General features: G+C 64.4%; 12 protein-coding genes and 1 tRNA gene. 8 read left to right on the top strand and 5 right to left on the bottom strand.

What is annotated here, in order from left to right:
• Positions 1-3: 3 nt before the first annotated feature.
• Complete coding sequence (locus BXY53_RS04895) at positions 4-600, bottom strand: TetR/AcrR family transcriptional regulator (RefSeq protein ID WP_119060761.1); 597 nt, start codon at positions 598-600, stop codon at positions 4-6.
• 88 nt (positions 601-688) lie between these two features.
• Between BXY53_RS04895 and BXY53_RS04890 the strand changes: the two genes are divergently transcribed.
• Together BXY53_RS04890 and BXY53_RS04885 are read left to right on the top strand one after the other, a co-directional pair.
• Positions 689-1480, top strand: a complete 792-nt coding sequence (locus BXY53_RS04890) for a crotonase/enoyl-CoA hydratase family protein (RefSeq protein WP_119061774.1) — start codon at positions 689-691, stop codon at positions 1478-1480.
• Between the two features lie 16 nt (positions 1481-1496).
• The gene (locus BXY53_RS04885) at positions 1497-1958 is read left to right on the top strand and encodes an OsmC family protein (RefSeq protein WP_119060760.1); all 462 of its coding nucleotides are present in this window, start codon (positions 1497-1499) and stop codon (positions 1956-1958) included.
• Here BXY53_RS04885 and BXY53_RS04880 read toward each other — a convergent pair.
• Positions 1955-3598: a glycosyltransferase family 2 protein gene (locus BXY53_RS04880; protein WP_170144341.1), complete on the bottom strand. Its 1644-nt coding sequence runs from the start codon at positions 3596-3598 to the stop codon at positions 1955-1957. The two genes, BXY53_RS04885 and BXY53_RS04880, sit on opposite strands and share 4 nt — an antisense overlap.
• A 358-nt stretch (positions 3599-3956) precedes the next feature.
• On the opposite strand from BXY53_RS04880, the gene BXY53_RS04875 reads away from it, so the two are divergent.
• Entirely contained in the window at positions 3957-4811 is an 855-nt protein-coding gene (locus tag BXY53_RS04875; protein ID WP_170144340.1) for a transporter substrate-binding domain-containing protein, read from the top strand.
• Here the strand turns inward: BXY53_RS04875 and BXY53_RS04870 are convergent.
• Positions 4776-5633, bottom strand: coding sequence for a sterol desaturase family protein (locus tag BXY53_RS04870; RefSeq protein ID WP_119060757.1), 858 nt, complete (start codon positions 5631-5633; stop codon positions 4776-4778). The genes BXY53_RS04875 and BXY53_RS04870 overlap by 36 nt on opposite strands.
• A 75-nt stretch (positions 5634-5708) precedes the next feature.
• Positions 5709-6149 (bottom strand): tellurite resistance TerB family protein, encoded by a 441-nt coding sequence (locus tag BXY53_RS04865; RefSeq protein ID WP_119060756.1) that lies wholly within the window; start codon positions 6147-6149, stop codon positions 5709-5711.
• A gap of 182 nt (positions 6150-6331) precedes the next feature.
• Here BXY53_RS04865 and BXY53_RS04860 point away from each other — a divergent pair, with 182 nt between their 5' ends.
• Positions 6332-7972: a lysine--tRNA ligase gene (locus tag BXY53_RS04860; RefSeq protein WP_119060755.1), complete on the top strand. Its 1641-nt coding sequence runs from the start codon at positions 6332-6334 to the stop codon at positions 7970-7972.
• A 130-nt stretch (positions 7973-8102) separates the two neighbouring features.
• Positions 8103-9035, top strand: coding sequence for a polyphosphate kinase 2 family protein (locus BXY53_RS04855; protein ID WP_119060754.1), 933 nt, complete (start codon positions 8103-8105; stop codon positions 9033-9035).
• 49 nt (positions 9036-9084) lie between these two features.
• Here the strand turns inward: BXY53_RS04855 and BXY53_RS04850 are convergent.
• Positions 9085-9161: transfer RNA gene (locus tag BXY53_RS04850), tRNA-Ile, on the bottom strand.
• 142 nt (positions 9162-9303) lie between these two features.
• Between BXY53_RS04850 and BXY53_RS04845 the strand changes: the two genes are divergently transcribed.
• The 3 genes from BXY53_RS04845 to ettA all read left to right on the top strand — a co-directional run bounded on the left by BXY53_RS04845 (position 9304) and on the right by ettA (position 15433).
• A complete protein-coding gene (locus tag BXY53_RS04845; protein WP_119060753.1) occupies positions 9304-10038 on the top strand; it encodes an SIMPL domain-containing protein in 735 nt (244 codons plus the stop codon).
• 117 nt (positions 10039-10155) lie between these two features.
• Positions 10156-13680, top strand: a complete 3525-nt coding sequence (locus BXY53_RS04840; protein ID WP_119060752.1) for a hybrid sensor histidine kinase/response regulator — start codon at positions 10156-10158, stop codon at positions 13678-13680.
• A gap of 97 nt (positions 13681-13777) precedes the next feature.
• A complete protein-coding gene (gene ettA / locus BXY53_RS04835; RefSeq protein ID WP_119060751.1) occupies positions 13778-15433 on the top strand; it encodes an energy-dependent translational throttle protein EttA in 1656 nt (551 codons plus the stop codon).
• Positions 15434-15475 lie beyond the last annotated feature (42 nt).

Below are 15475 nucleotides of genomic sequence, written 5' to 3'. Positions count from 1 at the left end.
AGCTTAAGGGGCGGTGCTTCGGCGCCGCCCTTTTTGTTCGCGCGCTCTCACCAGTGCGGCGGCGGTCTCTCCGGCCACCCGGATATAATCCGACTCGCGGTGTATGAGCATGGTCGAGAAGGCGCCTTCCATCAGCAGGACGATTTGCCGGGCCAGTTCTGCCGGCTCCGCCGTATCCGCCAGAGCGTCCGTCAGCCACGCCTCAAACTTCTTCTTGTGCGCCGCGCCAACCTTCACGGCCGGATGGCCCGGCTTGTTCGCAAGTTCGGCCACCGTGCGCAGGAAGCCGCAGCCCTTCCAGCGCGGGCTGCGCGCGGCCTTCCCTAGCCCTTCGAACATCGCGGCGACCTTCTCCGGTAGCGTGTCGCCACCGGCCGCGAACCACTTGGCGAACTGGTTGAGATTTGGCTGGTCGCGCGATTCCAGATAGGCGGCGATCAGATCGTCCTTGCTGCGGAAATGGTAATAGAGCGTGCGCTTGGTCACGCCGGCTTTTTCCGCGACCGCATCGACGCTGACGCGCCCGATCCCCTCGCCGTAGAACAGGCGGTTGGCGGCGGTGAGGATCTTCTCGCGGGTCGGCTCGGGATTGCGGGGCATTCCGGCAATGTATACCCACCAGTGAGTGTACACAATCCTGGGCGCGCCCTACCCTCCAAGGCATCGCAACTGGCTCATGGAGATGCCGATGTCCGAGACTGTCCTGATGGAAACAAGCGGCCGCGTCGCGATGCTGACGCTCAACCGCCCGGAAAAACTCAACGCGCTCAACTACACGACCATCGACCGGCTGCTCAGCCTGCTCAACGCGGTCGAGACCGACCCTGCCATCGGCGCGGTGGTCCTCACCGGCGCGGGCGAACGCGCGTTTTCCGCCGGCGGCGACATCCCGGAATTCTCCGAATCGGTCCGCAAAGGCCCGGACGCGGCGCTGCGCGACTTTGTCCGGCGTGGACAGGCGCTGACCGCCCGGCTCGAAGCCTTCTCCAAGCCGGTGATCGTCGCGGTCAACGGGCTGGCCTTCGGCGGCGGCTGCGAAATCACCGAGGCCGCCCATCTGGCCATTGCCAGCGACCGTGCCGAATTTGCCAAGCCGGAGATCAATCTCGGAATGCCGCCCACCTTTGGCGGGACACAACGCCTGCCCCGGCTGGCCGGGCGCAAGCGCGCGCTCGCCCTGCTGCTGACAGGCGACCGCTTTTCCCCGCAAACCGCGCTTGAGATGGGGCTGGTGAACGCTGTGGTGCCGCATGAGCGGCTCATGACCGAAGCCTTCGCGCTGGCCGAGCGCATCCTGCGCCATTCGCCGCTGGCCGCATCGCGGATCATCCACGCTGTCACGCGCGGCATCAACACGACGATCGCCGAGGGCCTCGACATCGAGGCGGAGCAATTCGCGCGCATGGTGCCGACACACGACCTGCGCGAAGGGCTGGACGCCTGGATCGCGCGGCGCGAACCGCGCTATAGCGGCATGTGAACCATAGGAGGCCGCGATGGCTGCATCAGAGCACCGCTATCAAGTGCATGTGTCATGGTCGGGCGAGACGCGCAGCTATCAAAGCTATTCGCGCGCGCATCGCATCGCGATCAACGGGAAGCCGACGATCGCGGCGTCGGCCGACCCGGCCTTCCTTGGCGATGCGGACCTGCCAAACCCTGAAGATATGCTGCTGGCCGCACTCAGCGCCTGTCACATGCTGTGGTATCTGCACCTTTGCGCGGTAAATGGCGTCGTCGTGACCGCCTACGAGGATCGCGCCGAGGCGACGATGGTCGAGGCGCCGTGCGACGGCCGCTTCACCGACGTGGTGCTGCATCCGGTCGTGACGATCACGGCGGATAGCGATGCTGACCTTGCCCGCAGCTTACACGAGCGCGCGCACGCGGAATGCTTCATCGCGAATTCGGTGAACTTTCCGGTGCGGCACGTCCCGGTCATCAAGCGCGCTGGCTAAGCCGTTTTGCGCGGCACGTTGCTGACGCCATGCTGGGTTTTTTCCCAGTAGAACGGATCGGCGACGAGCTGATAGAGAGCGCGATAGGCGGCCACCGAGATGCATAGCCAGTAAACGGGGATCAGCAGAATTTGCGGCAGCAGGTTCGCCACGCCGCGCGCCCTCAGGGAAACCACCCCGAGCACGATCGCCGCGCCGTAGCCCGCAATGAGGTTAAACGTGGCGATCGCCCAGAAATGCAGGCCCAGAACGCTCTCCGCCTGTCGCATGAAACCACCATGGACCGAGTCGTAGGCAAGGAGAATGTAGAACAGCGGGTGCGCCAGCGTGGAGATCACCACCGCCGCGAACAGCCCCTGAAACGCCCAGAAGCCGCCCAGGCCCAGTTCGGCACGGAGCCGCTCCGGCTGACGCATATGGACCGCGTAGGTCTGCATCCATCCCTTAAGCCAACGCGTGCGCTGGCGCAGCCAGTTGCCCGGCTGGCACGCGGCTTCCTCCCAGGTCGTCGAGTCCAGCACCTTGCAGCGGTACCCCGCACGATAGATGCGCATGCCCAGATCGGCATCCTCGGTGACGTTGAAGGCGTCCCAGGCGCCAAGCTCTCGCAGCACCTCGATGCGGAAATGGTTTGACGTGCCGCCCAGCGGTATGGGCAGACGCAGCATGTCGAGCGCGGGCAGGATGCCCCAGAAGAGCGATGTGTATTCAATGGTGAACTGCTTGGCGAGCCAGTTCTCCGTGGCGTTGTCGAAATTGAGCTTGGCCTGCAGACAGACCACCTCCGTCGGGGCCTGGGCAAACGCCTCCACCGCCTTGCGCAACTGATCCGGCTCGGGCCGATCCTCGGCGTCGTAGATCACTGCAAAATCGCCCGTAGCGAATTCCAGCGCGAAGTTGCATGCCTTGGGTTTGGTCCGTGGCCGCCCGTCCGGCACGACGATGATGTCGAAAGTCCCGGGCAGGTCCATCGCCCGCGCCGCGGCGATGGTCTCCTTGTCGACGCTTTCGAGGATCAGCTTGATGTCCAGCTTCGTGGCCGGATAATCCAGCGCCCGCAGGTTCGCCACGAGTTGCGGCAGCACGTCGGCCTCGCGAAACAGCGGCACCAGGATGGTGTAGCGCGGCAGATCGGCATCGGCGATGCTCGGCGGGCCGGGGCGCCGGCCCAAAAGCCAGGTGCGGCCCGCCAGTTGAACGGCCGCGATCAGCCGCAACAGCACGGTGACCAGAAACACAAGCGACAGCGCCGCCGACAGCAGTGTCATCGTATCGCGGAAGGAGATCAAAGCCGCCCCCGTCACCAGCCCGGTAAACGCGAGCAGACAGAGCATCTGCCACAGGGCCACGCCGTCGGCCGCGGATTGGTCCGGGCGCAGTCGACGCAGCCGCCAGGTCGCAGCGCGCAACAGTGCCTGACCGCGGTGCCGGATGATGAGGTCGATCAGGTTCTGCCGTGTGAGCAGCGCCACCTGGGCCCGCCGTTTCCCCAGCGCGTGCGCCAGCGAATCGATGACGTGAGCGGGCATCGCCTCCACATTCAGTGCGCCCGATACGCCCTCGCCGCGCACGGGCAGCGGGGCTCGAGCTTCGAGCCAGTGTCGGGGCGGCACCCGACCCGCCGCGCCGGTCAGTCTCAAGCTCTCCATCGGCACCGAGGCGGCAAAGCCGCCGGTGCTCGCGAGTGCATCGCGGTACCGCTCCGGCGCGACTACGCCTTCCGCGAGTAAAACGACCGATGAATCAACCTTCCACGTTGCTGCCAGAAACTGCGCCCGGTATAAATCTGCGGAGGAGACGCCGAGTCGCCAGAAAAGCCGGTTTTGCCAGCGGCCACGATCCCGCGCCGGCAACCGCGAAGGAGGCGCAGCGGGCCTGGTGCGGTAACCTTGGAACAGAGCAGTCGATTGCACACGCATGACTTTCTCGGGACGCGAACCTCCAGAGCGGGATAATCACATATTTCGTGTCATGATAACATCAAAATTCACGCACTCAGTGAGTCAGTGGGCGGCATGCCTGCTGGCTGCACTGTTCATGGCTCTGGCGATGTTCGTGGGGCCTGCCGGGGCGCAAGACGAGATCCTGAGGGGGCCCGATACCGAGGCGGAGATAGACAGCACCGTCGGTCCACGGCCTGACTGGTCGTGGCTGGAACAGCTTCGTTTCGTAACGACCTCGGACTTTCCCCCGTTCAACTACTACGACGAAGACGGTGTCCTGACCGGTCTTAATGTCGATCTGGCGCGCAGCATCTGCCGAGTTCTTAGCGTCAACTGCCAGGTCAGCGAACTCGAATGGGACGATCTCACCGAGACGGTGAACGAGGGCGCGGCCGACGCCGCTCTAGCGGGCATCGCCATCACGCCGGAAACGGTGCAGCAACTCGACTTCACCGATATCTATCTACAGATCCCGGCCCGTTTCGCCGCGCAGAAGACTGCCGAGATCGAGACGATCACGGCGGAGAGTCTGGACGGCCAGAGCATCGGCGTCGCCCGCGACACGGCGCATCACGCCTTTCTCAAGACCTTCTTCCCGGATGCGGAACTCAGTTTGTTCGACAACCTCGGCGACGCGCGCGCAGCCCTGCGCGCGGGGGGCGTCGATCTAGTCTTCGCCGACGGGTTAAGCACTGTATTCTGGGTGAACGGCGCCGGCTCGCGTGGCTGCTGCAAGATGGTCGATGGTGGCTTCATGGAGCCCAGGTATTTTGGCCAGGGGTTGGCCATCGCAGTGAAACGCGGCAACGACAGGCTTGTCACCGTGCTCAATTATGCGCTGGCCCGGTTGCGGGCCGAAGGGCGTCTGGAGGAGCTAATGCTCCGCTACTTCCCGCTCAGCCTTTACTGACCGGCGCTTGCGCCGTTTAAACGGCAGCACCAAGCTCCAGGCGAAACGCGTCGGAGCCTCGCTCTGGTATTCGGACAGACCGATCGTCATGTCCGTGTGGCCTGCTTCAGGCTGGGGGCGGTAGGTCCTGAAAATCCGGTCCCAGATCGACAGGTTGAAGCCAAAATTGGAGTCTGTCTCGCGCGGGATCACCGAGTGATGCACCCGGTGCATGTCCGGCGTCACGATCACGCGGCGCACGATCCGGTCCAGCCAGCCCGGCAAATTGATGTTCGCGTGGTTGAACATCGCGCAGCCGTTCAGGATGATCTCGAACAGCACGACCGCAATCGCCGGCGCCCCCAGTGCCAGCACGACGGCGATCTTGATCAGCATCGACAGCGCGATCTCCACCGGGTGAAAGCGCAGTGCGGTCGAGACGTCGAAGTCCACATCCGCATGATGCACCTGATGCAGCCGCCAGAGGATCGGCACCTTGTGAAACACGACGTGCTGGGCATAGATGGCAAGGTCGAGCAGCACGAGCGAAATCAGGATTTCCAGCCAGAACGGCCAGCCAAGCAGGTTGAACGCGCCCCAGCCGGCGATGCGCGCCCATTCCGCCGCGGCCACGGCAGCGATCGGCACGGCCAGCATCGCCATCAGGCGCAGAAGCAGAGCGTTCAGCCCGGAAATGCTGAGATTGGTGAGCCAGCGACGTGGCTTCGAGTGATGCAGTTCGCGCCGCGGCGCGGCCAGTTCGATCAGCGCCATCACGACAAAAATGCCGATGAATGCACTGAGACGCAGGATCGTTTCGGTGGTCTGGCTTAGCTCGCCCATGCGCGTATCCGTTTACCGCTGCCACGCAAAATATAGAACGCGAGCGGCCCAATGGCGAGATGGTGCGCCTTTCTGTCAGACCACGACATGGCGTGCGCGCGCGCCGCGCTCGATTGCCACCGTGCTGAGCTTGTCCAGTTCCAGCCGGTCCGCAAGCATCTCCAGGAACCGCGCTTCTTCCTGGCTCACGGATAGGTCCGCGGCTGCGATCTCGACAGCCAGGGCGTAGGCCGTCTCGCGCAGGCGGTGCGGAATTGCGGTGCCAATCTTGTGCAGGACGTTTTCCAGCCCGTCCTCGCCGCTGAGCATGTTCCCGCACGCCTCAGCCGTCTGGACCAGCGAGTCCAGGTTGAAATCACGGAACACCGGCAGATTGCTGACGATGCGCCCGATGCGCTGCAATTCGTTGTCGGAAATCTCGCGATCCACTGCGGCGATCGTGACCATCGCGAAAATAAGGGCCTCATGAATTTCGGCGACCTTTTCGGCAGTGTAGCCGGTGGGTTTCTCGGACATCTCATTCCCTTTCGCTTGCGCGCCAGCGCGACCATTTTCTGCTGCGCCGACTTGTAACCCGTTCGCCCGCGTGATCAAGCGCGCAGACGCCGCCCCGGCCCGATTGACGCCTGAGCGCCCTGAGCCTAACTTGCGCGCGATTTCCATCACAACCGCTTCGGTGCAGCCAGAAGGCCCACGCCATGTCCACGACCTCAGACTCACCTGCGTTCGATCCGCTCGCCGCCGAGATGATCGAGGCGGCGCGCGAGAGCAAGGCCTGGCCATTCGAGGAAGCGCGCAAGCTCATCAAGCGGTTTGAGAAAAGCGGCGCGCCGGATGTCGTGCTGTTCGAGACGGGCTACGGGCCGTCCGGCCTGCCGCATATCGGCACATTCGGCGAGGTCGCGCGCACCAGCATGGTCCGCCACGCCTTCCAGGTGCTAACCGGCCTGCCGACCCGGCTGATCTGCTTCTCCGACGACATGGACGGCCTGCGCAAGGTGCCCGACAACGTGCCGAACCGCGAGCAGATGGAGCAGTATATCGGGCTGCCGCTGTCAAAGGTGCCGGACCCGTTCAGCGACGAGCACGAGAGCTTCGCCGCGCACAACAACTTGCGCCTGCGCCGCTTCCTGGATCGTTTCGGCTTCGATTACGAGTTCTATTCGGCGACGACCTGCTACCAGTCCGGCCAGTTCGACGATACGCTTCTGAAGATGCTGGAAGTCTATGACAAGGTCACGGACATCATCCTGCCGACCCTGGGCGAGGAGCGGCGCAAGACCTATTCGCCCTTCCTGCCGATCTGCCCGCGGACGGGCCGCGTGCTGCAGGTCCCGGTCATCGCGCGCGATGTCGAGGCCGGCACGATCACCTACGAGGATCCGGAGACCGGCGAGCGCGTGGAGACGCCCGTGACGGGCGGACGCGTGAAATGCCAGTGGAAGGCGGATTGGGCGCTGCGCTGGACCGCGCTGGGCGTGGATTACGAGATGGCGGGCAAGGACCTGATCGACTCGGTCACGCTGTCCTCGAAGATCTGCCGCGCGCTCGGCGGCCGCCCGCCGGAGGGTTTCAACTATGAGCTGTTCCTGGACGAGAACGGCGAGAAGATCTCCAAGTCGAAGGGTAACGGGCTGACGATCGACGAGTGGCTCACCTACGCCTCGACCGAGAGCCTGAGCATGTTCATGTTCCAAAAGCCGCGCTCGGCGCGGAAGCTGTATTTCGACGTCATCCCGAAGACCGTCGACGAGTATCTTACTTTCCTCACGAAATACCCGGACCAAACGGCGAAGGAGAAGGTCGGCAACCCGGTTTGGCACATCCATCTGGGCGACCCGCCGCGCGTCGAGGTGCCGATCAGCTTTTCGCTGCTGCTCAACCTCGTCAGCGCCTCGAACGCGGACAACAAGGAGACGCTCTGGGGCTTCATCCAGCGTTATGCGCCAAGCGCGACGCCGGAGAATGCGCCGGAGCTGGACCGGATGGTCGGCTATGCGCTCGCCTATTTCCGCGATTTCGTCGCGCCGACCAAGCAGTTCCGCGACCCGGACGCGCGGGAGCGCGCGGCGATCACCGAGCTCTACGAGCGGCTGGGTGAACTGGCTGAAGGCACGGCCGGCGAGGATATTCAGGCGGTGGTCTACGAAATCGGCAAAAAGCACGAATTCGAGCCGCTGCGCGACTGGTTCCGCGCGCTCTACGAAGTGCTCTTGGGCCAGAGCGCCGGCCCGCGCTTCGGCTCGTTCGTGGAGCTTTACGGCGTAGCCAACACCCGCGCGATGATCGCCGAGCGGCTGTGGGGCGGCATACAGGCCGAGGCGACTTCGCGATCCTGATCCGCGCCTCACCTTATTGGATTGCCTTGGCGCGCCTGGCCCCTTCCGACCGCGCAAGTTGACGCCCTGCCCGGGCCGGCAGAAGATGGGTGACAGCGCCTCACCGAGGCCGAACCGGAATCGGGTACAGATGCTGAGGCCAGACACCACCAATCAAATTCGCGCAGGCACCGATGGCGGGTTCAGCCTGAGCGATCACCAACCGTCATGGGAGGGCTCTGGCCGGGTCGACGGCCTCACTGGCGCGGGCCTCAAGAAGCGTGCCAAGAAATATGTGAAGGCGCAGCGGCGCTTGCTCGCCAAGGCCCAGGAGAAGCTCTACGCCGACGACCGCTTCTCCGTGCTCATCCTGCTCCAGGCGATGGACGCCGCGGGCAAGGATAGCACCATCAAGCAAGTCATGTCCGGTGTGAACCCGCAGGGCTGTCAGGTGTTCAGCTTCAAGCAGCCCTCGGCCGAGGAACTGGACCATAATTTTCTGTGGCGTTACTGGCGCGACGTTCCGGAGCGCGGGCGCATCGGTATCTTCAATCGCTCCTACTACGAGGAAGTGCTCGTGGTGCGCGTCCATCCTGAACTCGTGCAGCGCCAGCGCCTGCCGGCCGCGCCGAACGGCAGCGACTTCTGGGCGGCCCGATTCGAGGATATCAACGCCTTCGAGCGGCACATGACTCGCAACGGTACGGTCATCCTCAAGTTTTTCCTGAACGTCTCGAAGGAGGAGCAGCGGCAACGCTTCGTCCGGCGGCTGACAAAACCGAAAAAGCTCTGGAAATTCTCCGCGAACGACCTCTACGAGCGCGCGCATTGGGACGACTATCAACACGCTTATGAAGAGCTGATCACCGCGACCAGCACCGAATGGGCGCCCTGGTACGTCATCCCCGCCGACAACAAATGGCTCATGCGCGCGCTGGTCAGCCATGTCATTGTGGAGGCGGTCGAGGGCCTGGGCGTGACCTATCCGAAGGTGCCGCCGGGAAGGGAGGCGGAATTCCGCAAGGCGCTCAACGCGCTGCGCGCGGAGGGGGCGGCGTCCGGAAAGAAGGGTGGGATCGGCTGAGCCGATTATCTGGCAGCCGGTTCGGCAAGATTTTTCACAGTTTTGCAAATGGTGGGCCCGGCAGGACTCGAACCTGCAACCAGACGGTTATGAGCCGTCGGCTCTGACCAGTTGAGCTACGGGCCCGGTGTCGGCAGGTGCTCGACTCTATAGCAATTTTGTCCTATGCGCTAACCGTAGACAGCGTTTTTCGCAACTGGCGCGACCGCGGCCTCGACATGCTTTGCGGCCCGCGCCAGCAGGCAGATCATCCAAACGGAAGGCCCTCATGATCACCCGCAGTTCAGTCGTTTTCGCCGTTGTCACACTCCTCGCCGCCGTGGCCGCCATCAGCGAGTCGGCGCCCGCGGTCGCGCAGTCGGTTGATCCGGAGCAGCGCACCCTTTCACTCAGTGCAACGGGCAGCGTTAACGTCCGCCCCGATACGGCGCACATCACGGTCGGGGTCGTCAGCGAGGCTGAAAACGCCCGCAGCGCGATGGACGACAACAATGCGGCGATGGCCAAGGTGATCGAGGCGCTGAAGGAAAAAGACATCGCCAGCAAGGACATCCAGACGACGAATTTCTCCGTCCACCCGCGCTATCAGCATTTTGACGACGGCAAACCATCGGTCATTTCCGGCTACCGCGTGGTCAACTCGATCCGCATCACCGTGCGCGAGATCGGCCGACTCGGCGAGGTGCTCGACAAGGTCGTCAGCTTCGGGTCCAATCAGATCGGCGGCATCAGCTTCTCGGTCAGCGAGCCGGAGGCGCTGATGGACAAGGCCCGGGTCCAGGCGATCGAAACCGCCCGCGAACGGGCCGAGCTTTACGCGAAGGCCGCCGGCACCTCGGTCGGCGAAGTCCTCAAGATCGAGGAAGTCACCATGGACGGCGGTCCAGAGCCGCGCTTCCGCGCCATGGCCGCCAAGGCGGAAGGCGACGTGCCGATCGAAGCGGGGGAGACCGAGATCAAGGTGCGCGTGCGCGTCGTTTGGGCGCTCACAGATCAGGGCTAGCGCAACCACCGGAAAAATCGGTGTTTTCAAAGCAGCGGCCGCGCCTGTAAGCTTGCAACGTTGAAGTAAGAGTCTGTGCCGCCGCGGCTTTTGCGGCGCGCCAACCTTGGGACCGCCATGCTCGACGGCTGGATCATCGTCGCCGCCGCAATTCTTTATTTAGGCATCCTCTTCGCGGTTGCCTACTATGGCGACCATCTCGCCGCCAAGCGCCCGTCCCGGCGCGATCGCCCGACGATCTACGCGCTATCGCTCGCGGTCTACTGCACGTCGTGGACCTTTTTCGGCAGCATCGGCCTGTCCGCGCGCACCGGGCTTGACTTCCTGCCCGTCTATGTCGGCCCGATCCTCGTGCTCGCGCTGGGCGCCCCGCTCATCAGCCGCATCATCCGCATCGCCAAGAGCCAGAACATTACCTCGGTCGCCGACTTCCTGGCCGCCCGCTACGGTAAGAGCGCGCCGCTTGCCGCTGTGGTCACGGTGCTGATCGTGATGGGCACCCTGCCCTATCTGTCGCTGCAACTCGAAGCGGTTTCGGTCTCCGTGAAGACCATGCTGGGGCCGGCGAACCCTCTCAACGCCGGCAGCGGGCCACCCGATCACGTCGACATCGCCTTCATCATCGCGGTGTTGATGGCCGTGTTCGCCATCCTCTTCGGCACCCGCCATATCGACGCGACCGAGCACCAGGAAGGGCTGATGCTGGCGATCGCGATGGAGTCGGTCGTCAAGCTCGTCGCCTTCATTGTCGTCGGCGCCTACATCACCTTCGCCATGATGGGCGGTCTCGGCCCGCTACTGGACCGGGCGGCGGCCGACCCGCAGGTCTCGGAGCTGTTCAGCCGCGGCTTCAACGGCGGCACCTGGATGACCATCACGCTGCTCAGTGCAACCTGCATCATTCTGCTGCCGCGTCAGTTCCACGTCATGGTCGTCGAGAACAACACGCCGAACGAGGTGCACCGCGCGATCTGGCTGTTTCCGCTTTACCTGGTGCTCATCAACCTGTTCGTCGTGCCAGTGGCGATCGCCGGGCTAGTGACCTTCGGCCAGGGCGGGGCAAATGCAGACATGTATCTGCTTTCGCTGCCGCTGTCCGAGGGCGCGCACACGATCGGCATGATCGCCTTCGTTGGCGGCCTTTCAGCAGCGACGGCTATGGTGATCGTCGCCTCGGTCGCGCTGTCGATCATGATCTGCAACGACCTGATCGTCCCGCTGATCCTTCAGCGGCGCAAGGTCACCGTTTTCGACCGCAGGGACATGGGCCGGGTACTTCTGCATGTCCGGCGCGGCGCGATCTTCGCCATCCTTCTGCTGACCTATGTCTTCTACCGCATGATCGGCGGTTCCTCCGGTCTGGCGGATATCGGTCTGTTGTCCTTTGCGGCGATCGCGCAGCTCGGCCCGGCCTTCTTCGGCGGGCTGATGTGGCGCGGCGCGACGGCGCGTGGCGCGCTCGCGGGTATCTTCGCGGGCTTCCTGGTGTGGTCCTACACGCTGCTGCTCCCCTTCCTGGCCAAGGCCGGCGTGATCGGGCCGGAGCTGATCGAAACCGGCCCCTTCGGCATCAGCCTTCTCAGGCCGCAGATGCTGTTCAACATGAGCTTCGAGCCGCTGACACACGGGGTGTTCTGGAGCCTGATCTTCAACATCATGGCCTATATCTCGGTCTCACTGTTGCGTCCCCCCGAGCCGATCGAGCGCCTGCAGGCAACCCGCTTCATCGACGAGCGCCCCAGTGCGCCGGCCCACGGCCTGCGGCCCTGGCGGGAAAAGGTTAAGGTGGCGGATCTGCACGCCACGGTGGCGCGCTATCTGGGCGATGAACGGACGACGCGCTGCTTCGAGGATTATGCGCGGCGCCGCGGCGCCCCGCTATCGGAGGAAACGGTGGCCGACATTCACTGGGTGCGCTACTCCGAGAAGCTGCTGGCCAGCGCGATCGGCGCCGCCTCGTCACGGTTGGTGTTCTCGCTGGCGCTGCGCCGGCATGACGTCGGCAGCACCTCGGCCCTGAAGCTGCTCGACGATGCCTCGGAGGCGATCCAGTACAATCGGGATCTGCTCCAGCAGGCGCTCGACCAGGTCCGTCAGGGCATCGCCGTGTTCGACAAGGACATGCGGTTGATCTGCTGGAACCGCCAGTTCCGCGAGGTGCTGGGTCTGCCGCCCGAGGTGGGACAGGTCGGCGTGCCCCTCGACCAGATCGTTCGGGTAATGGCCCAGTCCGGTGATCTCGGCCCCGGCGAGACGGAGAGCATCGTCGCGGACCGGCTGCGCCGTTTCGTCGTGACGATGGAGACCTTTCAGGAACGGTTGCACAGCGACCAGCGCGTCATCGAAGTGCGCACCAATGCCATGCCTCAGGGCGGCATCGTCACCTCGATGACGGACATCACCGACCGGGTGGCGGCGGCCGAGGCGCTGGAGCGCTCCAAGGCCGAACTGGAGCACCGCGTGAAGGAGCGCACGGCCGAGTTGACCAAGCTGAACGAGGCGCTGAAAGAAGCCAAGGCGCGCGCGGATGAAGCCAACCTGGACAAGACGCGCTTTCTTGCCGCGGCAAGCCACGACATCCTGCAGCCGCTGAACGCCGCGCGGCTTTACGCGACCAGCCTGGTCGAGCGCGACATGCAGGGCGATTCGGGACGGTTGGCCGGGAACATCGACGCGGCGCTGACAGCGGTGGAGGACATCCTCAACACGCTTCTGGACATCTCCCGGCTCGACACTGGCGCGCTGCGGCCAGAGTTCGGCGCGGTATCGGTGAACGACCTGCTGAAACAGCTTCAGCTCGAATTCGCGCCGATGGCCGAAGAGCGCGGCCTCCAGCTGGTGATCATGCCATCAAGCGTCTGGGTGACATCGGATGCGCGCCTCCTGCGCCGGATACTGCAGAACCTGCTCTCCAACGCGATAAAATACACTGAGCACGGCCGGGTGCTGGTCGGCTGCCGCCGTGACGGCGAGACGGTTCGCCTGGAGGTGCACGATACCGGGGCGGGAATTCCGATGGCGCAGCAATCGCTGGTCTTCAAGGAGTTCCTGCGGCTCGACCAGCACGCCTCGACGGTGCGCGGGCTCGGGCTGGGCCTGTCGATCGTCGAACGCATGGGGCGGGTCCTGTCGCACCCGATCAAGCTCAAATCTCAACCCGGGCACGGCTCTGTCTTTTCGGTCACTGTGCCAGTCGCAGAGCCCGAGGCCATCCGCGCGCGGCCGGCCGCCGAAGCCCCGCGCCAGATCGGCGACATGCAGGGCGTGCGCGTGCTGTGCATCGACAACGAGGCCGCGATCCTTGAGGGTATGGAAGTCCTGCTGAAAAGCTGGGGCTGCGAGGTGATCACCGCGCTTGACGAGAACGAAGCGGCGGTGGTGCTTCACGCCCAGGGCGTCACGCCCCATATCATTATTGCGGATTACCACCTGAACGAGGGCTCGGGCTGCGAAGCAATCGCATCGCTATCGCGCAGCCTGAACCGCGAGACCGCCGGCGTGATCGTGACGGCGGACCGCTCGCCGGAAGTTCAGGACGAGGTGCGCGCGGCCGGCTACCGGCTGTTGCGCAAACCCGTGAAACCGGCCGCGCTGCGCACCGTAATCGCACAGGTGCGTGTGCCCGGCCTGGCCGCGGAATAACCGGCGATCCCCGCAGGCACGGCTGGCGATACTGCGCGCTGGCGTGCTATATCGCCGATTCAATCAGAACTCACGCAAGCGGAGACCTTATAAGTCCATGGCGCAACAGTATGTCTATGTGCTCAACGGCCTGTCGAAGAGCTATCCCGGCGGCAAGACCGTCCTGAACAACATTTCGCTGTCCTTCCTGCCCGGCGCGAAGATCGGCGTCGTCGGCGTCAACGGCGCCGGTAAATCGACGTTGCTGCGCATCATGGCCGGTCTCGACACGGAATTCACCGGCGAGGCCTGGGCCGCGGAAGGCGTGCGCGTCGGCTATCTGCCGCAGGAGCCGCAGCTCGACGAGTCAAAGGACGTCATGGGCAACGTCATGGAAGGCGTCGCCGACAAGAAGGCCAAGCTCGACCGCTTCAACGAGCTGGCGATGGATTATTCCGACGAGACGGCCGAGGAGATGGCCGCGCTGCAGGACGAGATCGACCGGCTCGACCTCTGGGATCTCGATGCCCAGGTCGAACAGGCAATGGACGCGCTGCGCTGTCCTCCTGGCGAAGCGGATGTCTCCGCGTTGTCAGGCGGTGAGCGGCGGCGCGTTGCGCTTTGCAAGCTGCTGCTGTCGAAGCCCGACATGATCCTGCTGGACGAGCCGACCAACCACCTCGACGCCGAGACGGTGGCCTGGCTCGAAAAATTCCTGCGCGACTATTCGGGCACCGTCGTGCTCGTGACCCACGACCGCTACTTCCTCGACAACGTCACCGGCTGGATCCTCGAACTCGACCGCGGCAAGGGCATCCCGTACCAGGGCAACTATTCCTCCTGGCTGGAGCAGAAGCAGAAGCGCATGGAGCTTGAGGGCCGCGAGGAAGAGGCGCGCAAGCGCACGCTGGCCCGCGAGCTGGAGTGGATCCAGGCAAGCCCCAAGGCCCGGCAGGCCAAGTCGAAGGCGCGCATCAAGGCCTATGAGGAACTCGCCGCGCAGGCCGGCAACGAGAAGGTGGGCCGCGCATATATCCAGATCCCGCCGGGTCCGCGACTGGGCAGCAGCGTTCTGGAGGCCGAGAATCTGCGCAAGGGCTTCGGCGACGAGCTGTTGATCGACGATCTCAGCTTCAAGCTGCCGCCGGGCGGCATCGTCGGCGTGATCGGCCCGAACGGCGCTGGCAAGACGACGCTGTTCCGCATGATTACCGGGCAGGAGACGCCCGATGGCGGCACGCTTCGTCTCGGCGACACGGTGCAGCTCGGCTATGTGGACCAGTCGCGCGACGCGCTCGACCCGAACAAGACCGTCTGGGAGGAGATTTCCGGCGGCAACGACGTCATCCAACTCGGCAAGCGCGAGGTGCAGAGCCGCGCCTATGTCGGCTGGTTCAACTTCCGCGGCGGCGACCAGCAGAAGAAGGTCGGCCAGCTATCGGGCGGCGAGCGCAACCGCGTGCATCTGGCCAAGATGCTGAAGGAAGGCGCGAACCTGCTGCTGCTCGACGAACCGACCAACGACCTCGACGTGGAGACGCTGTCGGCGCTGGAGGCCGCGCTGGAGGATTTCCCCGGCTGCGTGATGGTCATCAGCCATGATCGCTTTTTCCTCGATAGGATCGCGACGCACATGCTGGCGTTTGAGGGCGACAGCCATGTGGAGTGGTTCGAGGGGAATTTTGAGGACTACGAGGAGGACAAGCGGCGCCGATTGGGCGATGCGGCGGTCGAGCCGCACCGGATCAAGTTCAAGCGATTCGCGCGGGCGTAGGGGCGAGACGCTCCACTCGTCTCAGTCAATCGGCTAGGACGG

Source organism: Dichotomicrobium thermohalophilum, from assembly GCF_003550175.1.
Classification (GTDB): Bacteria; Pseudomonadota; Alphaproteobacteria; order Rhizobiales; family Rhodomicrobiaceae; genus Dichotomicrobium; species Dichotomicrobium thermohalophilum.
The sequence above is the reverse complement of the archived record's forward strand: the minus strand, read 5'-3'. Positions and strand labels throughout refer to the sequence as shown.

Coding starts and splice junctions, on each gene's coding strand:
- BXY53_RS04890 (WP_119061774.1), top strand. CDS start 689: ATGTCCGAGACTGTCCTGATGGAAACAAGCGGCCGCGTCGCGATGCTG.
- BXY53_RS04865 (WP_119060756.1), bottom strand. CDS start 6,149: ATGTCCGAGAAACCCACCGGCTACACTGCCGAAAAGGTCGCCGAAATT.
- BXY53_RS04885 (WP_119060760.1), top strand. CDS start 1,497: ATGGCTGCATCAGAGCACCGCTATCAAGTGCATGTGTCATGGTCGGGC.
- BXY53_RS04845 (WP_119060753.1), top strand. CDS start 9,304: ATGATCACCCGCAGTTCAGTCGTTTTCGCCGTTGTCACACTCCTCGCC.
- BXY53_RS04895 (WP_119060761.1), bottom strand. CDS start 600: ATGCCCCGCAATCCCGAGCCGACCCGCGAGAAGATCCTCACCGCCGCC.
- BXY53_RS04860 (WP_119060755.1), top strand. CDS start 6,332: ATGTCCACGACCTCAGACTCACCTGCGTTCGATCCGCTCGCCGCCGAG.
- BXY53_RS04855 (WP_119060754.1), top strand. CDS start 8,103: ATGCTGAGGCCAGACACCACCAATCAAATTCGCGCAGGCACCGATGGC.
- BXY53_RS04870 (WP_119060757.1), bottom strand. CDS start 5,633: ATGGGCGAGCTAAGCCAGACCACCGAAACGATCCTGCGTCTCAGTGCA.
- ettA (WP_119060751.1), top strand. CDS start 13,778: ATGGCGCAACAGTATGTCTATGTGCTCAACGGCCTGTCGAAGAGCTAT.
- BXY53_RS04840 (WP_119060752.1), top strand. CDS start 10,156: ATGCTCGACGGCTGGATCATCGTCGCCGCCGCAATTCTTTATTTAGGC.